Origin of the sequence: Variovorax nivicola (genome assembly GCF_051216475.1) — a bacterium.
Taxonomy (GTDB): domain Bacteria; phylum Pseudomonadota; class Gammaproteobacteria; order Burkholderiales; family Burkholderiaceae_C; genus Variovorax.
Window position 1 is genome coordinate 32,786 of sequence record NZ_JBPJZK010000013.1, and the last position, 26,071, is coordinate 58,856.

Genomic DNA, 26,071 nt, shown 5'->3' on the forward strand with positions numbered 1-26,071 from the left:
ATCAGGGAGTTTATAAATGATCGAATTTGAAGTAATTGGCAAGCGTGGCGGCGGTGTCCGCAAGGCTTTGGTGAACGAAACCACCCTTGACCAGGCGTCGGTTGTCCGCATCGGCCTGCCGCAAGGGCAGATCAAGGGAATGCGCCGCGTCGGCAACGATCTGGTCATCACCGCCGTTTCGGGCGAGGTCATCACCGTTCGTGAGTTCTTCACGTCGTTCGACGGCAACAAGAGCGACCTGGTGCTGAGCGACGACGAGGGCGGCCTTTGGCTGGCCAAGCTCGGCGAAGGGCAGGGCGCCCTGGCGGCCGAGTATTCGAGCATCGATTCCGTCGAGCCTCTGCTGCTGCAGCAGGACTTCAACTTCGGCGTGCTGCCCTGGCTGGTCGGCGGCGGGCTGGCTCTCGCGGGTGCCGCTGGCGGCGGCGGAGGTGGTGGTGGTCAGCAACTGCCGGTTTTGCCGCTCGCAGCGCCGGGCGACACCACGCCGCCGGGCAGGCCCACCGTCAACCCCGCCAATGCCAGTTCGATCACCGGCACCGCGGAGCCGGGCACGATCGTCAAGGTCACGGACAGCGCGGGCAAGGAGATCGGCAGCGCGACCGTCGCGCCCGACGGCAGCTATGTCGTCCATCCCACCACGCCGCCGCCGCACGGCATGGAACTCCGCGTCGTCGCCGTGGATCGGGCCGGCAATGCCAGCCCCGACGCCCGCACGACCGTCGACAGCACGCCGCCCCTTGTGCCCACGGTCGATCCCACCGACGGCAGTCCCATCACCGGCACCGCGGAGCCCGGCTCGGTGGTCACGGTCATCGACGCAAACGGCACCGTCATCGGCCAGGTGACTGCGGCACAGAACGGCGCCTACAGCATCACGCCGGCCACGCCGCTGAGCCACGGCACGGTGATCAACGTTGTGGCCGCAGACGCGGTCGGCAATGTCAGCCAGCCGGCCACGACCACCGTCGACAGCGCGGCTCCGGCAAGGCCCACCGTCAACCCCACCGACGGCAGCCCCGTCACAGGCACGGCCGAACCAGGCTCCCTGGTCACGATCAAGGACAGCGCGGGCAAGGTCATCGGCAGTGCGACCGCTGCACCCAACGGCACGTATGCCGTCACCCCCACCACGCCGCCGCCCCACGGCACGGTGATCAGCGTCGTCGCAACGGACCCGGCCGGCAACGCCAGCCTGCCCGCCACGGCCACGGTCGACAGCAAGGCGCCCGATGCGCCGACCGTCAGCCCGACCGCCGGCAGCCCGATCACAGGCACGGCTGAAGCCGGCACTCTCGTCACGATCAGGGATGACTCGGGCAAGCTCGTCGGCAGCGCCACCGTTACCGCCAACGGCACGTACAGCGTCACGCCCGCAACGCCTCCGGCAAACGGCACGCAATTGCGCGTTGTCGCCACCGATGCCGCCGGCAACGCCAGTCCGGAAGCCAGGACCACGGTCGACAGCGCGCGACCCGATGCACCGACCGTCAACCCGACTGACGGCAGCCCCATCACCGGTACGGCTGAGGCCGGCGCGGTCGTCACGATCAAGGACGGCCTGGGCAACGTCATCGGCAGCACGACCGCCGCAGTCAATGGCGCCTACAGCTTCACTCCGGCGAAGCCTCCCGCCGATGGCACGGTGATCAACGTCGTGGCGACGGACGCGGCTGGCAATGCCAGCCTGCCCGCCACGACCAAGGTCGACAGCACGCCGCCCGCTGCGCCGACCGTCAGCCCGACGAACGGCAACCCGATCACCGGCACGGCCGAGGCCGGCTCGGTCGTCACGATCAAGGATGGCCTGGGCAACGTTATCGGCAGCATGACTGCCGGGCCCAATGGCACCTACGCCATCACCCCGACGCAGCCTCCGGCCGACGGCACGGTGATCAACGTTGTGGCGACGGACGCAGCGGGCAATGCCAGCCAGCCCGCCACGGCCACGGTCGACAGCACGCCGCCCGCTGCACCGAAGGTCAACCCGACGAACGGGAACCAGATCGCGGGCACTGCCGAAGCCGGCGCTGTCGTCACGATCAAGGACGATTCGGGCAAGGTCATCGGCAGCGCCACCGTCGCTGCCAACGGCACGTACAGCATCACGCCCGCGACCCCCCCGGCGGATGGCGCGGTGCTCCACGTTGCCGCCACCGATGCGGCTGGCAACACCAGTCCCGAAACCAAGGCAACAGTAGACAGAACGCCCCCGGGTGCGCCCAAGATCCATCCGACCGACGGCGACCCGATCACGGGCACGGCAGAACCCGGCTCGGTCGTCACGATCAAGGACGGCCTGGGCAACATCGTCGGCAGCGCCACCGCCGCGGCCAACGGCACGTACCGCGTCACACCGGCAACCGTTCCGGCAGACGGCACGGTGCTTCACGTTGTCGCGACCGATGCGGCGGGCAACACCAGCCCCGAAGCTACGACCGAGGTCGACAGCACGGCGGTCGACATGCCGACGGTCAACCCGACCAGTGGCCGCCTGATCACCGGCGTGGCCGAAGCCGGCTCCCTGGTCACGATCAAGGACGGCGCAGGCAACCTCATCGGCAGCGCCACCGCCGGGCCCAACGGCACGTACAGCGTCACGCCGGCAGCCACTCTGCCGGACGGCACCGTGCTGCATGTTGTTGCCACCGACGCGGCTGGCAACCCCAGCCCCGAGGCCACGGCGACGGTGGACAGCAAGCCTCCGGCCGCGCCCACCATCAACCCGACCAACGGCAGTGCAATCACGGGCACCGCCGAGGCCGACTCCGTGGTCACGATCAAGGACGGCGCGGGCAACGTCGTCGGCACGACGGTCGCGATCAACGGCAAGTACAGCATCGCGCCGGCGGCCACCCTGCCGGAGGGCACCGTGCTGCGCGCTGCCGCCGCCGACGCGGCTGGCAACACCAGCCCCGAATCCACGGCCACGGTCGACAGGACTGCGCCGGTCGTCAGCGTCGCGATCGTCAACGACGCCAACAACGACGGTTTCATCAACGCCAGCGAGAAGGGGGCCGACGTGACCGTGAAGGTCACGCTCGTGTCCGGCGCCGCCGTGGGCGACGTCATCAGCCTCACCGACGGCACAGCCACGCCCAGCGTCACGCTGACCGCAGCGGATGTCGCCAACGGTTTTGTCAATGTCTCGTTCGCCAACCCGGCAGAAGGCAGGACGCTTCGCGTCAGCGCGACCAGCCGTGACCTTGCCGGCAATGTCTCCACGTCTGCGGTGGCCGACAGTGCGGTCTTCGACACGACCCCTCCGGCCGCGGTCATCGCTGCGGTCACTGACAACGCCGGCCCGGTGCGAGGCCCGCTCGCCAACGGCGGCACCACTGACGACACCATGCCCACGTTCGGCGGGAGCGGCGCAGCGCCGGGCGATGTCATCAAGGTCTTCGACAACGGCAGCGTCATCGGCAGCGCGACGGTCGATGCCAGCGGCAGCTGGAGCGTCAAGCCCGGCACGCCGCTGGGCGAGGGCGCGCACAGCATCACGCAGACGGCCACCGATGCAGCGGGCAATACCAGCGCCGCTGGTGCGCCGCTGGACTTCAAGGTCGACACCACGGGCGTGCCCGTCAGCCTCAAGCTGGCGCCCGGGCGCCAGCCAAAGACATTCCCCGACGGATTCACCGACGAAACCAGCCCGACGCTCGAGGGCAAGACCACGGCAGGCGCCGTCGTGACTGTCACGGAGGGCGCGAACGTTCTCGGCTCCACCAAGGCGGATGCCAGCGGCAACTGGCGCCTCGCGCTGCCAGTGCAGAGCGAAGGAGCGCATCAGTACACGGCCACCGCGGTGAACGCCGCCGGCACCAACAGCAAGGCCGCCCTTGCGTTGACCATCGACGCGTCCCCGCCGGCCGTGCCGTCCATCGCCGAGGTCATGGACGACGCCGGCTCGGTGCGGGGCCCGCTCGCCAACGGCGGCTTCACCGACGACACCACCCCCACGTTCGCCGGAAGCGGTGCGACGCCGGGCGACAAGATCAGGATCTACGACAACGGCATCGCCATCGGCAGCACGACCGTCGAAGCCGATGGCAGCTGGAAATTCGCCTTCACCGGAGCGAACACACCGCTGAAGGAGGGGGTGCACCGGTTCACCGCCACGGCCCTCGACCCGGTGGGCAACGAGAGCGCGCAGTCGCCGGCACTCATCGTCACCGTCGACACGAGCGCTCCGCCATCTCCGGCTGCCGCGACGAGCTATGCCGACAACGTTGGCCCGGCCGAGAACGCCAAGAGCACCGCCGCGAGCACGAACGACACCACGCCCGGCATCAACGTTGGCCAGGTAGAGGATGGCCTGACCCCGTCGCTGTATATCGACGGCGTGAAGGTTCCCGCGGTCTATGACCGAGCCGCCGGCACGCTGACGCCGAGTGCCCCGCTTGGCGAGGGCGAGCACCGGCTGAGCTACACGCTGACCGATCAGGCCGGCAACGAGAGCCCGCGTTCGGGCGACCTGATGGTTACCGTGGACACCACGCCGCCGCCGGTACTGGACGCTTCCTCGATCAAGGTGCTGGACAACGAAGGCGCCGTGCAGGGGGAACTGGGCGCTGGCGCAAAGACCGACGACAGCAAGCCGGAGTACCTTGGCAAGGCCGACCCGAAGCAGGTGTCGAGCATCAACGTCTACGACAACGGCAAGCTGATCGGCAACGCGGAGGTGCGAGCCGACGGCAGCTGGCGCTTCGAGCCCAATCCGCCCCTGGCCGAGGGAGATCACAGCTTCACCGCGCGGGCCGTGGATGCGGCCGGCAACGTCGGCGCCGCCACGCCCGCCTCGACCTTCACCTTGCTGGGCGTTCCGCCCGCGGTGCCGGCGATCACCGGTGTGAGCGACGACAAGGGCAACCTCGGCAAGGACGCCAGCACCAATGACACCACCCTCACGCTGAGCGGCACCGGCACAGCCGGCACGGTCGTGACCGTGATCGCCAACGGCAAGGCCGTGGGCTCGACCAGCGTAGCCGCCAACGGTACCTGGAGCGTGACCACCGAGAAGCTGGGCGCAGACGGCGTCCAGAACCTGAGCGCCACCGCGAAAGACGGCGCGGGCCGGGTCAGCCCGGAGACGGGCCCGTACCCGGTCGTGCTCGACACCACGCCGCCGCCCACGCCGAGCGTGGTCGCGGCCACGGACGGCCAGGGCCTGGCGCAGGGCCCGATCACGGCCGATGGCGTCACCGACGATGCCTCGCCCACCTTCGGTGGCAACGGCGTGAAGGCCGGCGACACCGTCAGGGTGTACGACGGCAACACCCTCATCGGCAGCATCACGGTTGCGACCGATGGTGCCTGGAGCGTTGCGCCCAGCAAGCAGTTGGGCGATGGCCGGCACAGCATCACGCACACGATCACCGACGCCGCGGGCAACACCAGCGCCGCCAGTGCGCCGCTGGTGTTCACGGTCGACACCAAGGACGTCATCGTCAGCATCGGCCATGCGGAGGACAACCAAGGCGATATCAAGAGCAACCTTGTCTCCGGTGCGCGCACCGACGACACCACGCCCACGCTCGTGGGCAAGACCACGCCCGGCGCCGTCGTTACCGTCAAGGAGGGCACGACCGATCTCGGCTCCACCACGGCGGACGCCAACGGCAACTGGCGCCTCGAGCTTCCGGCGCAACGCGAGGGAGCCCACGAGTACAAGGCCACCGCTGTGAACGCCGCCGGCACCGGAGGCACGGCCACCATTGCGCTGACCATCGACACGACCCCACCGGCCGCGCCGAGCATCGCCGGGGTCGGAGATGACGTCGGTTCGGTGCAGAGCCCGCTCGCGAACGGCGACTTCACCGACGACACCACGCCCACGCTCAGCGGCAGCGGTGCGACGGCGGGCGACGTCATCAAGGTCTACGACAACGGCAGCTTCCTCGGCACCACGACAGTGAAGGCCGACGGCAGCTGGAGCTTCACGACCAGTCCGCTGGCCGAAGGGCCGCACCGGCTCACCGCCACGGCCACCGACGCGGTGGGCAACGAGAGCCCGCACTCGGGCTCCTTCACGGTCAATGTGGACGTCACGCCGCCGCCGCCCCCGGCTGCCGCGACGAGCTATGAAGACGATGCTGGTGCGGTCAAGAACCCGGCGAGCGTCGCCAGGACCACGGACGACACCACGCCCGGCCTCAACATCGGCACGCTTGCGGCTGGCTTGACTCCGTCGCTGTACGTCGACGGCACCAAGGTCGCCGCGACCTATGACCCGGCCACTGGCACGCTGACGCCGGCAAACCCGCTCGGCGAGGGCACGCACCAGCTCAGCTACACGCTGACCGATGCGGCCGGCAACGAGAGCAAACAATCACCGTCGCTCGCCATCACCGTCGACACGACCGCACCGGCCACTCCGGCTGCCGCGACGGGCTATGCCGACGATGCCGGTGCGATCAGGAACCCGGCAAGCGTCGTCGCGACCACCGACGACACCACGCCCGGTATCAACATCGGCGCGGTTCCGGCTGGCTCGACCCCGTCGCTCTATGTCGATGGCACGAAGGTCGACGCGACCTATGACCTGGCCGCCGGCACGCTGACGCCAACCAATCCCCTCGGCGAAGGCGCACATCAGATCAGCTACACGCTGACCGATGCGGCTGGCAACGAGAGCAAGCCGTCACCGGCACTCGCCATCACCGTCGACACGACCGCTCCGGCTGCTCCGGCAGCCGCGACGAGCTATGCCGACGATGCTGGTGCGATCAGGAATCCGGCGAGCGTCGCAGGGATCTCTGACGACACCACGCCCGGCATCAATATCGGCACGGTTCCGGCCGGTTCGACCCCATCGCTGTATGTCGGTGGCACCAAGGTCGCCGCGACTTATGACCCAGCCACCGGCACGCTGACGCCGACCAATCCGCTCGGCGAGGGCACGCATCAGCTCAGCTACACGCTGACCGATCCGGCCGGCAACGAGAGCCCGCGTTCGGGCGCCTTCACGCTCAACGTGGACATCACGGCGCCCGCAGCGCTGGACCCGTCCCTGATCCAGGTGCTGGACGACGTGGGTGCCGTAACAGGCCCCATCGCCACTGGCGCGCAGACCGACGACAGCAAGCCGGTGTACACCGGCAAGGCAGACGCCACGCAGGTGTCGAGCATCAACGTCTACGACAACGGCAAGCTGATCGGCAACGCGGAGGTGCGAGCCGACGGCAGCTGGCGCTTCGAGCCCAATCCGCCCCTGGCCGAGGGAGATCACAGCTTCACCGCGCGGGCCGTGGATGCGGCCGGCAACGTCGGCGCCGCCACGCCCGCGTCGACCTTCACCTTGCTGGGAGATGCACCCTCTGCGCCGGCGATCACCGGCGTGAGCGACGACAAGGGCAACCTCGGCAAGGACGCCAGCACCAACGACACCACACTCACGCTGAGCGGGACCGGCACGGCAGGCACCGTCGTGATCGTGCGCGCCAACGACACGGACGTGGGCTCGACCAGCGTGGCCGCCAACGGCACCTGGAGCGTGACCACCAGCCCCCTGAGCGGAGACGGCGTCAAGAACCTGAGCGCTGTCGCGGTCGACGGCGCGGGTCGGTCCAGCCCGGAGACGGGCAGCTACCCGATCATGCTCGACACCACGCCGCCAGCTACTCCGGGCGTGGTCGTAGCCACGGACGACCAGGGCGCAGTCACCGGTCCGATCGTGGCCGGCGGCAGCACCGATGACGCCTCGCCCACCTTCGGCGGCAGCGGCGCCAAGGCCGGCGACACCGTCAGGGTGTACGACGGCGCCACTCTCCTCGGCAGTGCCACCGTCAAGGCCGATGGCAGTTGGAGCTTCACGCCCAGCACGCCGCTGGGCCAGGGCGCACACAGCATCACGCACACGCTCACCGACGCCGCTGGCAACACCAGCGTTGCCAGCGCGCCGCTGGACTTCAAGGTCGACACCACGGATGTCGTCGTCAGCATCGTCCAGGCGCTGGACGACAAGGGCAGCAAGCAAGGCAATCTCGCCTCCGGTTCGTCCACCGACGACACCACGCCGACGCTCGTGGGCACGGCCACGCCCGGTGCCGCCGTGACCGTCAAGGAAGGTGCGGCTCTTCTCGGCTCCACCACGGCGGATGCCAACGGCAACTGGAGCCTCACGCTGCCGGTGCAGGGCGAGGGTGCTCACAACTACACCGCCACCGCAGTGAACGCCGCGGGCAAGAATGGCGAAGCCAGCCTCGCACTGACCATCGACACGAGCGCGCCGAACGTGCCGGCCATCGGCGGAGCCACGGACGACGTCGGCTCGGTGCAGGGCCCGCTCGCCAATGGCGGCGTCAGCGACGACACCACGCCTACGCTTACCGGCAGCAGTGCGACGCCGGGCGACGTCATCCAGGTCTACGACAACGGCAGCGCCATCGGCAGCACGACAGTGAAGGCCGACGGCAGCTGGAGCTTCACGCCGACCACGCCATTGGCCGAGGGTGCGCATCGGCTCACCGCCACAGCCATCGACTCGGTAGGCAACGAGAGCAGGCCCTCGGGCGACTTCGTGGTCAACGTGGACACCACGGCGCCCGCGATCAAGGCCACGCTCGGCGCGATCAGCACCGACACCGGCACGAGCAATAGCGACTTCGTCACCAGCGACCGCACCCTCGTGGTGACGGTCACGGTCGATTCGGCAATGGAAACGGGCGCCACGGTGCAGGTCTCGCTGGACAACGGCAAGACCTGGAACAACGCCACGCCGACCGGCGGCAGTACCTACCAGTACGACAGCACGGCCACCTCGCTGCCCGATGGCAGCCATACGTTCCTGACACGCGTGGTGGACGCGGCAGGCAACGCGACGCAGGCGATCTCGCAAGTCGTGGTCATCGACAACAGCGGACCAACTACCGACAACGCCGTGGCTATCACAGCCTACACCGACGACGTTGCGCCCAACACCGGCGAATACGGCAGCGGCACCAGCACGAACGACACCACGCCGGTGCTCAAGGGCACGGTCGATGGCCTGAAGACCGGCGACGTCGTGCAAATCTACGAAGGCACTGTGCTGCTGGGCACGGCCACCGTGACAAACACCACGTGGACCTTCGCCACACCGGCGCTGGCCAATGGCAGTGCCCACACCTACACGGCGGTGATCGCCGACGCAGCGGGCAACAAGGGCACGGCCTCGGCCGACTTCACACTGACCGTGCACACCGGCTTGCCGCTCCAATCGGTAGCGATCACGGGCTACACCGACAACGAAGACCCGCAACAGGGCACCTTCGCATCTGGCAGCACGACCAACGACACGTCGCCGCAGCTCGGCGGCACGCTCGCCGGTACGCTCGTCGCGGGCGAAGTGGTGGCGGTCTATCGCGACGGCGTCCGTCTGGGCGCCGCCACCATGACAAGCGCCGCGACCTGGACCTTCCAGGATGCGGGCCTCGTCGACGGCACCAGCTACAGCTACACCGCCCGCGTCGAGGACGGGGCGGGCAACCGGGGTGGTGCTTCGGCCGCCTTCACGCTCACCGTCGACCAGAGCGCGCCCACGGCGGCGCCTTCCATCGACAGCGCCATGGACGACGTGGCACCGGTCACCGGTCCGATTACCTCGGGCAGCACGACCAACGACACCCGCCCCGAGTTGAAGGGAGCCGGTGCAGAACCGAACGGCACGGTCAGGGTCTACGACAACGGCACGCTGATCGGCACCGCAACGGCGGACAGCACGGGCAAGTGGAGCTTTACGCCCGAGGCCGGCAAGGAACTGGCCAACGGCGTGCACAACCTGACGACGAGCAACGTCGACGCGGCTGGCAACGAGGGGCCGAAGTCGACACCGCTGACCTTCACGGTCGACACCATTGCGCCAACGCAATCGACGGTCGTGACCGCGGTCAACGACGACCTCGATCCACAGCGGGGCGTGGTGGCCAACAACGGCCACACCAACGACCTGACGCCGCAGGTGGCGGGCACGATCTCGGCCGCGCTGAATGCCGGCGAGACGGTGGTGGTGCTGCGCGATGGCGCAGTGGTCGGCACCGCGACGATGACCGATGCGACCAACTGGACCTTCAATGATGCGGGCCTGAGCAATGGCCAGACCTACAGCTACACCGCCCGCGTCGAGGACGCGGGTGGCAACCGCGGCGCCATCTCGGGCAGCTATGCCATCAACATCGACACCTCGGTGCCGAAGCAGGTGGTAACGATCTCGACCGTGTTCGACAACGTCGATCCGGGCCAGGGCAACATCGCCAACGGCGGCACCACCAACGACTCGCAGCCCGAGTTGCGAGGCACGCTGTCGATTGGCCTCGGCGGCACCGAAGTGGTCGTGGTCTATCGCGACGGCGCCAGGATCGGCAACGCATCGGTCTCCGGCACCAGCTGGTCCTTCATCGACGCAACCGGCCTCGTCAACGCGTCGAGCTACAGCTACACCGCCCGGGTCGAAAACGCAGCCGGCAGTGCCGGTGCGGCCTCTTCGCCCTATGCCATCACGTTGCAGACCACCGGCTCGGCCACCACCGCCACGATCACGGCCGTGACCGACGATGTCGATCCGCAGCAAGGCACCGTGGCCAACAACGGCGAAACCAACGACACGACGCCGCAGGTCGCGGGCTCGATCGCGGCAGAGCTGCAGGCAGGCGAGAAGGTCGTCGTGCTGCGCGACGGCGTGGTGGTCGGCACCGCGACCATGACGGATGCAACGCACTGGACCTATGCCGACAGCGGCCTGGCCGCCGGCGCCACCTACGTCTACACCGCCCGCATCCAGGATGCGGCCGCCAATCCGGGTGCCGACTCCAACGCCTACACCATTCACATCGACACCACGGCGCCGACGCAAAGGGTGGTGCTCACCCGCGCCATCGACAACGTCGACCCGGTCTCGGGCGACATCCCGGCCAACGGCAGCACCAATGACGACACGCCGACGCTGGAGGGCACGCTCTCGGTGGCACTGAGTGGCACCGAGCAGCTGCATGTGTTCCGCAACGGCGCGCACGTCGGCATCGCGAAGGTGACCGGCACGGCCTGGACCTTCGAGGACGCGAGCCTCTCGAGCGGCACGACCTACACCTACGAGGCCAGGGTCATGGACGCTGCCGGCAATGCCGGCCCCGCCTCGAACAGCCTGAGCTTTACCGTCAACACCTCGGGTGTCACCCAGACCGTGCAGATCCTACGGGTGCTGGATAACACCGAGCCGGTGATTGGCAACTTGGTCAACGGCAGCGTGACCAACGAAACCCGGCCGTTGCTCAGCGGCTCGATCTCCACCGCCCTCAATGCAGGCGATGTGGTCGAGGTACTGCGCAACGACAAGGTGATCGGCACCGCCACCGTGACCGGGACGACCTGGTACCTCGGAGACACAGGTCTGGCCGACGGCATGACCTACAACTACACCGCCCGTGTCGTGAACTCGGGCGGGAACCAGGGTGCGCAGAGCGCGGCCTACGCGATCACGATCGACCGGACGGCACCGACCCAGACAGTTGCGATCACGAGCTACACCGACGACCAGGACCCGCAGCAAGGCACCTTCACGTCAGGCAGCACGACCAACGATGCAACGCCGCAGCTCAACGGTACGTTTGCCGGCACGCTCGGTGCGGGCGAGGTGGTGGCGGTCTATCGCGATGGCGTTCGCCTTGGCGCCGCCACCGTGACCGGCGCCGCGACCTGGACCTTCCAGGACGCGGGCCTCGTCGACGGCACCAGCTACAGCTACATCGTCCGCGTCGAGGACGCGGCGGGCAACCAGGGCGCCACCTCGGCTGCTTTCACCCTCACCGTCGACCAGAGCGTGCCTACGGCAGCGCCTTCCATCGACAGCGCCATGGACGACACCGAACCCGTCATCGGTCCGATCACCCCGGGCGGCACGACCAACGACACCCGTCCCGAGCTGAAGGGCGCAGGGGCGGAGCCCAACGGCACCGTCAGGGTCTACGACAACGGCACGCTGATCGGCACCGCAACGGCGGACGGCACGGGCAAGTGGAGCTTCACGCCCGCAGTGGGATCGGAGCTGGCCAACGGCGCGCACAGCCTGGCCGTGAGCAATGTCGATGCGGCCGGCAACGAAGGGCCGAAGTCGGCATCGCTGGCCTTTACTGTCGGCACGGTCGCCCCTTCCACGGCGCCTTCCATCGACAGCGTCATGGACGACATCGACCCGGTCCAAGGTCCGATCACCTCGGGCAGCACGACCAACGACACCCGCCCCGAGCTGAAGGGATCAGGGGCGCAGCCTAATGGCATCGTCAGGATCTACGACAACGGCACGCTGATCGGCACCGCAACGGCAGACGGCGCGGGCAAGTGGAGCTTCACGCCCGAGGCCGGCAAGGAACTGGCCAACGGCGCGCACAGCCTGACGACGAGCAACGTTGACGCGGCTGGCAATGAAGGTCCGAAGTCGACACCGCTGGTTTTCGCGGTCGACACGGTTGCACCGTCTGCAGCACCTTCCATCGACAGCGTCATGGACAACACCGCACCGGTCACCGGCCCGATCACCTCGGGCAGCACGACCAACGAAACCCGCCCTGTGTTGCAGGGAGCGGGAGCAGAGCCGAACGGCATCGTCAGGATCTACGACAACGACACGCTGATCGGCACTGCAACGGCGGACGGCGCAGGCAAGTGGAGCTTCACGCCCGCAGTGGGTTCTGACCTGGCCAACGGCACGCACAGCCTGACGACGAGCAACGTCGACGCGGCTGGCAACGAAGGTCCGAAGTCGACACCGCTGGCTTTCGCGGTCGACACGGCGGCCCCCTCCACGGCACCTTCCGTCGACAGCGTCATGGACAACACGGCACCGGTCACCGGTCCGATCACCTCGGGCAGTACGACCAACGAAACCCGCCCTGTGTTGCAGGGAGCGGGAGCAGAGCCCAATGGCACCGTCAGGATCTATGACAACGGTACGTTGATCGGCTCCGCAACGGCGGACGGCACAGGCAAGTGGAGCTTCACGCCCGAGGCCGGCAAGGAACTGGCCAACGGCGCGCACAGCCTGACGACGAGCAACGTCGATGCGGCTGGCAACGAAGGGCCGAGGTCGGCACCGCTGGCCTTCACGGTCGACACGGTCGCGCCCTCCACGGCGCCTTCCGTAGACAGCGTCATGGACAACATCGATCCGGTCAGCGGACCGATCACCTCGGGTAGCACGACCAACGAAACCCGCCCTGTACTCAAGGGAGCGGGAGCAGAGCCCAACGGCATCGTCAGGATCTACGACAACGGCACGCTGATCGGCTCCGCAACGGCGGACGGCACAGGCAATTGGAGCTTTACGCCCGAACCTGGCAAGGAGCTGGCCAACGGCGCACACAGCCTGGCGACGAGCAATGTCGATGCGGCCGGCAACGAAGGTCCGAAGTCCACAGCGCTGACCTTCACGGTCGACACAGTGGCGCCGCCCGTTGCAACTCTGAGCCTGGGCAATTACTCGGACAGCTTCCCCGCGGCGGGCACATTGGCGGCCAATCAATCGTCCGACCACAACAGCAACGACAACACTTTCGATCTCGTGTTGACCGGTGCCGACGCCTCGACCGCAAGCTATGAGGTATCCACCGACGGCGGGCTGGTCTGGAAGGCAACGACCGCTGCGCAGAACAACCTGTCCGACGGCAAATATCTCTTCCGTGCGACCCTTACGGATGCGGCCGGCAACAGCACGGCGGCGGCCAACAACATCGTGGTGACGGTGGATCGGACCAGTCCCGGACTCGACCTGCAACGCGTCAGCAGCACCCTGGTTTCAGGCACAACGGAGGCAGGTGCGCTTGTCGCGATCGACGTAGGCAACAACGGGTCTGTCGAGGCGAGCGTCACCGCCGATGCCAATGGCAACTGGACATGGACGCCATCGACGCCCATCGCGGCCAACACGGTCGTCTCAGCCGTTGCCTACGACCTTGCCGGCAATGCGTCGAGCAAGGGCACGCAGATGGCCGACACAACGCCGCCTGCGGTCACCATCCAGAAATCCGATGGCAACAGCTTCTCGGGAACGACCTCGGACGCCGACATGCCGGTGGTTTCCCCCACCGCAACGAGGCCGATCACCGTGAGGCTCAGCGTCGACAGCAACGCCGACGGCGTGGTCGACTACGTGCTTCCATTCACGGCCACGGTCACCGCGGACGGCACATGGAGCATCGACGCGAAAAGCGCGCCGGTGAATGTCGGCGCGATCGTTACCGCCGTGGCGCAAGACTACAACGGCAACCTTTCGGCCCCGGCAACGGTGACCGTGGGTGGCGGCACAAGCAAGATTTCCGGCAGCGCCAGCCATGACAACTTCGGCTACGACGTGCAGGCAATCGGCGACTTCAACGGAGATGGCTACAACGACTTCGCGGTCGTGGCACCTCATGGATCGTCCGCCCAACGCAGCGCGAACAAATGGAGCGTCAACATTCTCTATGGCAGCAAGCAAGGGCTGCCAGACCTGAGCGATATTGCACACCTGCCTGGAACCGACGGACTGAAGATATATACGTCGGGGGATATTTCCGACTCCAACATCCTGACCGCCGTGCAAGGCTATGGCGACGTCAATGGCGACGGTTATTCGGACGTGATCGTCTATGACGACAACTTGGACAGCGACTGGGTCATCTTCGGGAGGGCTTCCGACCCTAAGAATTCCGCGCCGGTGAACGTGGATGTCCGCACCATTATTTCGTCTGGCGGCAACAGCGACGGTGTTGCCATCGTGCGGCGCGACGGATCGTCCTGGTTCGGTGCGGGCGGCGCGCTCACGGACGTGAACGGCGATGGCTACGCCGACATCATCGTGCAGGACTGGAACCAAGGCACTGGCTCTGCAGGCACGGCCATCATCTATGGGCATGCCGGGGCAGCGGGCACTGCAGCGTGGGCCAACTATTTCGTCGGCTTTACCGGCTCAAAACCGTCGAGCTATGTCTCGGACAGTAGCGGTTCGTCCACGGAAAGCTCGCGACCACATACCGTCATCTACAACGACAACACGAACGGTTATCCCGTTAACGTGGTGAACATCGGGGACATCAATGGGGATGGTTACTCGGACTTTGCTTACAGCCTGTACAACGCCAGGAACTCCGAAGGAAAAATCGACGATAGGGGCAACATCGGCAATGCCGCCGATGCTGGCGCCATTCAGGTGATCTATGGCAAGGGGAAAAACTTCGAACAGGACTACAGCCTGCAGACCGACTACTCGAACATCGCCAATGGCTTCCGCGTCTATGGCGAAGAGGCAAAGCAGTTCCTCGGCACCTACATCGATCCGGAGCCGTACGGGTATTTGTCGAACACCGGCATGCCCACTTCCTCTGGCGACGTCAATGGAGACGGCATTGCGGACCTGATCATCGGCTCGCCGCAATTCGGGCCGGATGCGGGAGAGCAAAGAGGGCCGGGCCGCGTCTACGTGGTCTACGGCAAGGCCGGCGGGGTAAACGACGTCAACCTTGCCTTCCTCTCGCCTGCCGATGGCTTCGTCATCACGGCATCGGACAGCACGCCGGATGCGATGTTCGGCAACGGGACTTCGGTGGGCGACTTCAACGGCGACGGTATCGACGACATCGCCATTGGCGCGCCATTGGCCGACATTGGAGGCATCAACACCGGCGCGGTCTATATCGTGTATGGCCAGCAAGGCGGCTACTCGGGGACGATGAGCGTCGCAGCAACCTATTCGGGTGCCAAGCTGGCGAACAGCGCGAGCTTCACCTATAGACAGAATGGCGATGCAGACTCCGGATCGATGCTCGGTGTGAACGTGGCGCTGTCCGATCTGAACGGCGATGGACAGGCCGACCTGGCCCTCGGTTCCGCGTACCAGGGCACGCGTTGGACGCCTGCGGCAGGCTACCTGGAAGTGGTCTATGCCGACGCATTCAACTTCACCAACTTGATGACTGTTGGCGACGACGTCATCAAGGCGACCGCTGGCAGAGACAGGCTCTCCGGCGGCGCCGGCAACGATGTCATCACCGGTGTGCAGGCAGGAGACAGTGCGTATGGCGGCGCGGGGAACGACAGCATCCACATCAACGAAATCAATGGCGTGGTCCGGGTGGACGGCGGCCTGGGGATCGACACCCTGGCCATCGACAGCTCGAACGTCACGCTCGACCTGTCGCAACTGGGCCTGAAGGTGAAGGGCTTCGAGAACTTCGACCTGGGACGGGGCGCGGGCAACACGGGCAACGTTTTGAAGTTGCGGATCGCCGATGTCCTGAGCCAGCAGAGCAGCACCGGTACTGGCAATGGCGCGGGCCAAGGCCACTTGCGTGTGACCGGGGATGCCAGCGATACGGTGGAGTTGCTCCGCGGGTCCGACAGCTGGAGCAACACGGGAACTACGAACGTTGGTGGGGTGAACTACAGCATCTATCACAACAGCACGCTGCCAGCCGAAAACACGCTTGGAGACATCTGGATCCAGCAGGGGGTGACGGTCGTCGTGAACTCGGGCGGCAATCAACAGGCCCCAACCCAGACGGTAGCGATCACGAGCTACACCGACGACCAGGGCTCGTCCAAGGGGAGTTTCGGCAGCGGCACCACGACCGACGACGCCAATCCGGTGCTCAACGGCACGCTTGCAGGCTCGCTCGGCGCGAGCGAGGTAGTGGCTGTCTATCGCGACGGCGCTCGTCTGGGTAACGCCACCATGACCGGCGCCGCGACATGGACCTTCGAGGACGCGGGTCTGGCCGATGGCAAGACCTACAGCTACACCGCCCGCGTCGAGAATGCGGTGAGCAATCGGGGGGGCGCTTGGGCTGCGTTCACGATCACCGTCGACTATGCCGTGACGGTCAACAGCCAGGTGACCGTGGACACGACGCCACTCGTCACCGGTACGATGCCCTTCAAGCTGACCAACGGCGAGTTCATTGAGGTCACCGTTGACGGCAAGACCTACAGCTCGGCCAACGGCGCAGTGGTCGTCGATTCGCAGCACAACACCTGGTATGTGCAGGTGCCGTCGGCGATCGCGCTTGGAACCTACGACGTCAAGGCTGTAGTCAAGAGCGCTGCTGGTGTGCTGATCGCTTCCGACGATACCAAGGGCGAGTTGATCGTCTCTGCCGCGCCTACGGTGACGGTCGGCTCCGCGGCCAGCGACCCGAACCAGAAGGCGACTGCCTACACGCTCGGAGAGAACGGCATGTGGCGCATCCACACCAACCAGACGATGCTGGATGCCAATGGAACCAACAATGCCTCGCTTGGCAACTTCAAGCAGACTGCGCTGAAGAGCAATTCCACCGCCGAGAACGCGGCATATGTGGGGCCCAATTACGTTCAGAACGCCACATTCATGGACTTCGACCGCGACGGTCATATGGACCTGTTTGCGGAAGACAGCACCTATGACGATGGTCAACAGGCCTTCATCTTCGATGGCAGCAATTACAAAGCTGTGCAGGTTGGCGGACCGGCGGCCGTAAAGGGTGACTGGCTCACTGCGGAAACAGCAAACACGTTCAGCTGGTTCGGTGGGGTGATTGCCTTCGACAAGACGGGCGACGGTTCTGTCGATCTGGCCTATGGCGACCAGACGCCCGACGATGCTACGGCCAGAGGAGGCCACAACACTCAGATCGTGTTGAACCCAGACGGCTCCATCCTTGGCATGGTCAAGGACCGTGGCTACACCTATACAAAGGAAGGCACCTACGGCGCACCAGAATCGACCAATGCCGGCAACGCCACCTTCGGCATGGAACTGTCGGGCGTCGACCTGAACAATGACGGCACGGTCGATATCGTCTATCACGCGACGATTGGCACGACGAAGATCGGAGGACCATCCGCCACGCCATTTGTGGAGCCTCAAAGTGATAATGCGTATCGGCTGGTCGTCGCGACCAACAAGGGCGACGGCACCTGGGACAACACGCAAATCATCGAGAAGACGTTCCAGAGCGTCGAATCACCAAGCTACGGCAACGGTATTTCTCTGACCTGGGCCGACTTCAACGGCGATGGCTACATGGATCTGTTCATGGGTCGCGGCTATGGAGTGGCGCTCAACGAGCAGTATCAGAGCCGCATCCTGTTTAACGATGGCCAGGGTCAGCTGGGGATGCTCGACTTGAAGGGCAAAAAAGGGGTCGGAGCTGTGCCGGCAGGCATGCACACCTTTGGTGACGGACTACAAGGCGGCCCCTCGCTCGCGGTGGACTGGAACGGCGACGGCAAGATGGACGTCGTCGAACTGCCGGGCTTCGGCGTCGCTGGCGGCATGACGACCGACGGTAATACCGGCCCGATCAATCTCTACACGAATACCCGCTCAGGAGGTACGACCGACTTCACAACGATCAATCTGGTCGTTGGATGGTCGAACACAATCGGGAAGTGGACCGGCGACCCCAACACCAACGACGCCGTCACTGGCGCCATCGCAGCCGATATCGACTGGGATGGCGACAGGGACCTCCTGGCATTCACACAGAAGGGCAACACCAAGTTCATCGCCAACACCAACACGGTGGCCGATGGCACGTCGCTGCACTTCCGCATTCTGGATGCGCAGGGCATCAATGCGCTGTACGGCAACACGGTGCAGCTCTTCGACTCGAAGGGCAAGCTCGTGGCCACGCAGATGATCAATCCGCAGTCCGGCAACCAGACCAACGACAGCTCGGCCATCGTCGATTTTTACGGGCTCGACGCGAAGGAAACTTACACGCTGGCACTCCTGCGCATTGCCAATGGCAAGGCGGCAGACGTTGGCGGGCTGGGCAACCTGGGCGGTAACACGATCGAAAACGTGAATGCCGCCTGGACCGGACTGAAGGCCGGTGAGGCGAACCACGCCTTTGTGCTGACGACTGAATCCGGGAGCAACGTTGCCGATGCCAACATCGGCAACGGTATCGTCGGAACCGGCTACAACGACACATTCTTCGCCACCCAGGGCAGCGACAAGTACGAGGGCGGCGGCGGCGCGGTAACGGTGTCCGGCGTAAGGGCCTGGAGCAACACCGGCGGTATCGACATCGTCGACTACAAGCTCGCCGACAGTGCGCCGCTCACGATCGACCTGGGCAACACCGGTGCGCAGAACACCGGCTTCGGCACGGCGACCTTCAAGAACATCGAAGGCCTTGCGGGCGGCAGCGGTGCCGACACCTTCACCGACAACGCGGGAGACAACGTGTTCGAGGGGCGTGCCGGTAACGACACCTTCAAGCTCACGGGCGGGGGCAAGGACACGCTGCTGTACAAGCTGCTCGCAACCACCGATGCCACGGGCGGCAACGGTGCGGACGCGGTCAGTTCGTTCGAGGTCGGGACTTTCGAAGCCACGGCCAATGCGGACCGCATCGAGCTGAAGGATCTGCTGGTGGGCTACACCGCCGACGCGGATGGCGCGGCGCGCTACATCAACGGCGTGGCCACCATCGATTCGGGGGATGCCATCGGCAACTACCTGAGCGTGACGGTCAGCGGCGGCAATACGACGCTGAACATCGACCGCGACGGATCGGGCAGTGCCTATTCGGCAACGGCGCTGATCACCCTCAACGGCGTGACCACCGACCTCGCCACGCTGCTGGCCAACCACCAGCTCGTCCTGGCCTGACGCTCATCGCTGGATGAAAGAAAAGGGGCGCACCCGGTGTGCCCCTTTTTCTCGGTCCGGCCCAGGGAAACATACACATGCTCAATCTTCGCAATGCCTCGCGCGCCGTCGTCATCGGCGGCGGCACCGCGGGCTGGTTCGCGGCACTGAGCCTGCGCCGCATGTTCGCGCCGCAGGTCGAGGTCCGGGTGATCGAGTCGCCCGAAATAGGCATCGTCGGCGTGGGGGAGGGCGGACTGCTCAACCTCATCGACGCGCTGCGCCGCAACGGCATCGACGTCAACGAATTCGTGCGCGAAACTGGCGCGGCCTTCAAGCTGGGCTTCTCCTACGAAGGCTGGCGCACCGGCGCCGAGGACGACCGCTACTACCACCTCTTCGGCCGGCCCGGCCTGCAGGAAACCGACTGGATGGAGGGCGGCTTCCGTCCGCTGTTCTCCGGCATGGTGCGCGAGGGCGTCGAGCTTCACCGCTACATCCCCGGCTTTGCCGCGATCGCGTCGAATGCATCGCAGCAGGAGGCGGCGGCGATGCAGCAGCTCGGAGCAAGGTCGGGCCTGTCGGCGTCGTTCCATTTCGACAGCCACAAGCTGGCGGACTACCTGCGCCGCGTGGCCGTCTCGCGCGGCGTGGTGCACCAGCAAGCCCGTGTCGAGGAGCTGATGTGCGACGCGCAGGACATGGCGCGCGGCGTGCGCATCGATGACGGCGAAATCATCGACCTTGACCTGCTCATCGACGCCTCGGGGCTGGCACGTCTGGGCATCGGCAAGAAGCTCGGCATTCGCTGGCGCTCGTTTTCCGAGCATCTGCTGCTCGACCGCGCCGTGCCGTTTCACATGCCACATCCGCAGCAGAACCCGTCGCTGGTGACGCGCGCGATCGCGATGCCGGCCGGCTGGATGTGGCAGATACCGCTGGTCGAGCGCGTCGGCGCGGGCTATGTCTTCAGCAGCGCCCACACCGACGAGACGCAGGTCATCGACGAGATCCATCGCTGCATCGGCCCTGATGTCGAGCCGATGCGCACGCTGCGTTTCGAGCCCGGCCACTTCGAGCAGGTGTGGGTCGGCAACGTCATGGCGATCGGGCTGGCCTCGGGTTTCGTGGAGCCGCTGGAGGCAACCTCCATCGGCCAGATGCTGGAGCAGCTGCGCAACTTCGAGCGCATCGTCACCGCCGGCGACGGCGTGGTGTCGGGCCACCTGATTGATGGCTTCAACGAAGCCAATGCGCGGTGCTGGTCGGGCATTCGCGACTTCCTGCGCATGCACTACGACTGCCCGCGGCGCGACACAGCCTTCTGGCGCGACGTGGCGGCCCTGCCATTGCCGCCCGGCTACTCCGAGCTGCGGCAGTGCTTCCAGCAGCGCACGCCGCGGCTCATCGACGTACAGAACTACGCCATCCACGGATGGCAGGGCATCTTCCACGTCATCAACTGGCTGTTCGTGGCCGCGCCGCTGGGCGTGGTGCCACCCGAGGCCGCCGCTGCCGAACTGGCGAGCCTTCCGGCCGCCAGCCGCCAGCGCGTGGCCATCTACATGAACCGGCTGCGCGAGCTTGGTGCGGCCGACAGCATTTCCAAAGAGGACCGACCCGAGTGAAACCAGGCATTACCACCTTCTGCGCGGCCTCCACGGCTGCATGGCTGGCCCTCGCCAGCATGCCGGCCGCCGCGCAGGTCATCTCCGGCGGATTGACGGTGGCGCGGCGGCTCGCACCGAGCGCGCTGGCCCGGGACATGGGCGTGCGGCCCGGCCCCGAGCTGCCCTCTGCTCCCGAGACCGCGACGCCGCTGGAGCTGACCGATGCCGTGCGCCAGGCGGTGGCGCGCCATCCGTCCATCTCCGACGCCATTGCCGCGCTGGCGCAGCAGTCGGGCGGTGTCGACGTGGCGCGCGCCGGCTACTACCCGACGGTGCGCGTGGGCATGGGCGGGGGCGCCAACAACGGTGCGTCCGGCGCTGGCCGTGGGCGCGGCGCCGGCACCCTGGCCACGGCCTCTGTGTCGCAGATGCTCTACGACTTCGGCAAGGTCGACGGCGCAGTCAACCAGTCGGAGGCGCAGGTGCGGCGTCAGCAGGCCGCGATCCTCAAGCAGATCGATACCGTCGCGCAGCAGGCAGCCGAGGCCGTCGTCATGACGCACCGCTACCAGTCGCTGCTCGCGATTGCGCAGGAGCAGGTCACGGCGGTCGAGAAGGTTCTGGAGACGGCACGGCTGCGCGCCGGCGCGGGCATCAGCACCAAGGCCGACCCGATCCAGGCCGAGTCGCGCGTCGACAGCGCGCGCGCCAATCTGCTGCAGGTCAAGTCACAGCTCGCGCAGTGGAGGGAGCGCCTGGGCACGCTGCTGGGCAAATCGGTGCCTTCGGTCGTGGCACCGCTGCCGGAACGGCTGGCCAGCGAGCTGCGCATCGACCAGCTACCCGACGCCAGCCTCATGCCCGACGTGCTCGCCGCAGAAGCAGAGCGGCGCGTGGCCTCGGCCCAGGTCGAAGTTGCCAGGGCCCAGCGCTACCCCACCATCAGCCTCGACGTTTCCGCCAACAAGGCCATGGGCGGCGTGAACCCCAGCACGCTGGAGCGCAACGGCATGTACCACTCGGTCATGCTCAATCTTTCGAGCGTGCTCTACCAGGGCGGCGCGCTCGACGCCCAGGTGCGCGCAGCGGTCGCCGCCGAAGAGGCCGCGCGCATGCGCGTCGAAACGGCCCGCCTGAACGCGGGTGACCTGGCGCGCAATTTCCGGGAGCAGGTCATCGGCGCGCAGGAGCGCCTGGGCGTGCTCGCAGATAGGCGCCGAAGCATCGGCGAGGCGCGCGACCTCTACCGCGAGCAATACAAGCTCGGCTCCCGTTCCATCCTCGACCTGCTCAACGCCGAGCAGGAGATCCACCAGGCCGCAGCTGAGCAAGAGGGCGTGCTGCACGACCTCTGGGCCAGCCGCATCGGCTACATCGGCGCCACCGGCCAGGGCCGCACGTACTACGGCCTCAACAACACCACCGTCCAAGGAATGGAACTGCTTCCATGAGTCTGCCCCCGCAGTACACGAGCTGGCTCGACGCCATGCTCTTCGTCGCCCGCCACTACGGCATTGGCGCTTCGGAAGAGAGCGTGCGCGTCTCGCTCGCCTGGGAGCGCGGCGCGCCGATGGACACGCTGCTCGACCACATGGCGCGCCAGCTCGGCCTGGCACTGCGGCTGGACGCGCTCTCCGATGCAATGCTCGACCCATGGCGACTGCCGCTGGTGGTGGAGTTCGACAACGGCGAGATCGGCGTCGTGCGCGCTTCCGACGGCAAGGGCAGCCTGGGCGTGCTGCTAGGCGGCGACCACGGACTGGAAACGGCGCTGCCCATCGACGAACTGCGCCGGCGCGCAAAGCGCGTTGCCATCCTTCGCCCCAACACCGCCGTGCCCGATGCGCGCGTGGACGACTACGTCAAGCCCTACAAGCCCAACTGGTTCTGGACCATCGCCCTGCGCGACTGGCGCCGCTACGGCGACATCATCCTGGCCTCGGTCTTTGCCAACGTGCTGGCGCTGGCGTCGACGATCTTCTCGATGCAGATCTACGACCGGGTCGTGCCCGCGCAGTCGGAGTCGACGCTGTGGGTGCTGTTCGGCGGCGTCATGCTCGCCGTGGTCTTCGAATTCTTGCTGCGTATATCGCGCACGCACATTTCCGACGTGATCGGCAAGCGTGCCGACCTCAAGGTGTCGGACCTGGTCTTCGGCCATGCCTTGAGGGTGCGCACCGACGCACGCTCGAAGTCCACTGGCTCCTTCATCGCGCAGGTGCGCGAGGTGGAACAGGTGCGCGAACTGCTCACCTCCACCACCATCGGCGCGGTGGCCGACCTGCCGTTCTTTTTTCTCTTCCTGGTCGTGCTGTGGATGGTGGCCGGCCCGCTCGCGCTTGTGGCGCTGGCGGCGGTGCCGCTGCTGGTGATTCCGGGCCTGCTGATCCAGAAACCGCTCGCGCGGCTGGCCAGCGAGGGCATGCGCGAATCGGCGCTGCGCAATGCGCTGCTGGTCGAGGCCGTCGAGGGCATCGAGGACATCAAGCTCATGCGCGCCGAGCCGCGCTTCCAGAACCAGTGGAACCATGCCAACGAGGTCTCGGCCGGCGTCAGCATGCGCCAGCGCTTTCTCACGGGCCTGCTCATGACCTGGACGCAGGAGGTGCAGACCATCGTCTACGCGGTGATGCTGCTCGCGGGCTGCTTCCTCGTGATGCGGGGCGACATGACGACCGGTGCGCTGGTCGGCTCGTCAATCCTCGCGTCGCGCATGATCTCGCCGCTGGCGCAGCTGTCTGGCGTGTTCGCGCGCTGGCAGCAGGCCAAGGTGGCGCGCGCCGGACTCGACCAGCTCATGCAGCGCCCGGTCGACCAGCCCGAGAGCGCGCGGCTGGTGCACGTGCCGGCGCTGCAGGGCCGCTACAACGTCACGGGCGTCGAGTTTCGCTACGGCAAGGACGACAAGAGCCCGGCGTTCTCGTGCGCGCAGCTGCAGATCCAGGCCGGCGAAAAGGTCGCGCTGCTGGGCCGCATGGGCGCGGGCAAGTCCACGCTGCTGCAACTGCTGGCCGGCCTGCAGGCACCGCAGCGTGGCAACGTGGCGCTCGATTCGCTCGACCTCGCGCTGATCGACCCGGCCGACCTGCGCCGCGACATGGGGCTGCTCACGCAGAACGCGCGGCTTTTCTACGGCACCGTCCGCGAGAACGTCACCATGGGCATGCCGCTGGCGACCGATGCGCAGGTGCTGGAGGCCATCACGATGGCGGGCGCCTTGCCCTTCGTGCATTCGCGCTCCGAGGGGCTGGACGACCTGATCCACGAAGGCGGACTCGGACTCTCGGGCGGACAGCGGCAGGCACTGCTGCTCGCGCGCACGCTGATCCGCCAGCCTTCCATCGTGCTGCTGGACGAGCCGACCGCGCACTTCGACGAAGTCACCGAACGCCAGGTGATCGAGTCGTTGGGCGCCTGGCTGGGGTCGCGCACGCTGGTGGTGGCAACGCACCGCATGCCGGTGCTGCATTGGGTGGATCGCATCGTCGTGATCGACAACGGCCGCATCGTGATGGACGGGTCGAGAGACCGGATTATTGGAGAGCTTTCGCATGGCAACAACGCCTGAGACAACCCGCCCACGAGGCGCCGGCGGCGTGGCTGTGGTGGCCGGTGCCGCGTCCGGGGTGGCTGACCCGCAGGGCACAAAGGGAACGCAGGTCGGGCAGGGCAGGCAGGGAGCACAGCCCCCGCGCCCGAAGACGCCTCCCGTAGTGAGCTATTCGCCAGCCGAGCCGCCGCTGCCGCGTGCCTCGCTGGTCGTGTGGGTCGTCGGGGCTGCGCTGGTCATGCTGCTGACCTGGGCGTGGTCTTTCAAGCTCGACGAGGTGTCCACTGGCACGGGCAAGGTGGTGCCCTCGTCGAAGGAGCAGATGATCCAGTCGCTCGAAGGCGGCATCCTGGTGGACCTGAAGGTGCGCGAGGGCGACATCGTCGATGCGGGGCAGGTGCTCGCGCAGCTCGACAAGACCAAGACCGAGTCGACCGTGCAGGAGAGCGCCTCGCGCGTGCGCGCCGCGCTTGCCATGTCGGCGCGCCTGGCGGCCGAGGTGGGCGGCACGCCGCTGGCGTTTTCGCCCGAGGTGCAGTCGGACGACGACCTCGTGCGCACCGAGACCGCGCTCTATCGCTCGCGCCGCGAGCAGCTTGCGAGCAGTCTCGCCGGCGTGACGCAGGCGCTGGTGCTGATGCGCCGCGAGCTCGCGCTGACCGAGCCGCTGGTGTCGCGCGGCGCCGCGAGCGATGTGGAAGTGCTGCGCCTCAAGCGCCAGATCAACGAGGCCGAGACCAAAGCCGCCGACATCAAGAGCCAGTACTACGTGAAGGCGCGCGAAGAGCTCGCGAAGGCGAATGCCGAAATCGAGGCGCAGCGTTCCGTGACGCGCGGGCGCTCTGACTCGCTCACGCGGCTGACCTTCGCTTCGCCGGTGCGCGGCATCGTGAAGGACATCGCGGTGACCACGGTGGGCGGCGTGCTGCCCCCGGGCGGCAAGCTCATGGAGATCGTGCCGCTCGACGAAAAGCTGCTGGTCGAGGCGCGCATCTCGCCGCGCGACGTGGCCTTCATTCACCCGGGTCAGGACGCGACGGTGAAGGTGACGGCATACGACTACGCCATCTTCGGCGGCCTGCCGGGTAAGGTGACGACCATTTCGCCCGACACCATCCAGGACGACGTGAAGCGCGACGTGTACTACTACCGCGTGTACATCCGCACCGACGCGGACCACCTGAAGAACGGGAGCGAGCAGAGCTTCCCGATCGTGCCCGGGATGATCGCCACGGTGGACATCCACACCGGCAGCAAGTCGGTGCTCGACTACCTGGTCAAGCCGCTGAACAAGGCGCGCGAAGCCTTGCGCGAGCGCTGAGGAGCAGC

At 66.8% G+C, this 26,071-nt stretch carries 5 protein-coding genes; all 5 read left to right on the forward strand.

Annotation, left to right across the window (positions count from 1 at the left end):
* The first annotated feature begins 16 nt into the window (after positions 1-16).
* The 5 genes from ACSFBF_RS32395 (at position 17) to ACSFBF_RS32415 (ending at position 26,063) form a co-directional block, all read left to right on the forward strand.
* The gene (locus tag ACSFBF_RS32395; RefSeq protein ID WP_435474241.1) at positions 17-19,603 is read left to right on the forward strand and encodes an Ig-like domain-containing protein; all 19,587 of its coding nucleotides are present in this window, start codon (positions 17-19) and stop codon (positions 19,601-19,603) included.
* A 77-nt stretch (positions 19,604-19,680) separates the two neighbouring features.
* On the forward strand, positions 19,681-21,210 hold the full coding sequence (locus tag ACSFBF_RS32400; protein WP_435474243.1) for a tryptophan halogenase family protein: 1,530 nt from the start codon (positions 19,681-19,683) through the stop codon (positions 21,208-21,210).
* Positions 21,207-22,643: a TolC family outer membrane protein gene (locus ACSFBF_RS32405; protein WP_435474245.1), complete on the forward strand. Its 1,437-nt coding sequence runs from the start codon at positions 21,207-21,209 to the stop codon at positions 22,641-22,643. The genes ACSFBF_RS32400 and ACSFBF_RS32405 overlap by 4 nt, the downstream gene beginning before the upstream one ends.
* Positions 22,640-24,760 carry a type I secretion system permease/ATPase gene (locus ACSFBF_RS32410; protein ID WP_435474247.1) on the forward strand — a complete coding sequence of 707 codons (2,121 nt, stop codon included), beginning with the start codon at positions 22,640-22,642 and terminating at the stop codon, positions 24,758-24,760. Before ACSFBF_RS32405 ends, ACSFBF_RS32410 begins: the two co-directional genes overlap by 4 nt.
* Positions 24,744-26,063, forward strand: coding sequence for an HlyD family type I secretion periplasmic adaptor subunit (locus ACSFBF_RS32415; protein ID WP_435474249.1), 1,320 nt, complete (start codon positions 24,744-24,746; stop codon positions 26,061-26,063). Before ACSFBF_RS32410 ends, ACSFBF_RS32415 begins: the two co-directional genes overlap by 17 nt.
* The last annotated feature ends 8 nt before the right edge of the window (positions 26,064-26,071 follow it).

Bases quoted from the DNA above. Each gene is read 5' to 3' on its own strand.
- ACSFBF_RS32395 (WP_435474241.1), top strand. From the start codon at position 17: ATGATCGAATTTGAAGTAATTGGCAAGCGTGGCGGCGGTGTCCGCAAG.
- ACSFBF_RS32400 (WP_435474243.1), top strand. From the start codon at position 19,681: ATGCTCAATCTTCGCAATGCCTCGCGCGCCGTCGTCATCGGCGGCGGC.
- ACSFBF_RS32410 (WP_435474247.1), top strand. From the start codon at position 22,640: ATGAGTCTGCCCCCGCAGTACACGAGCTGGCTCGACGCCATGCTCTTC.
- ACSFBF_RS32415 (WP_435474249.1), top strand. From the start codon at position 24,744: ATGGCAACAACGCCTGAGACAACCCGCCCACGAGGCGCCGGCGGCGTG.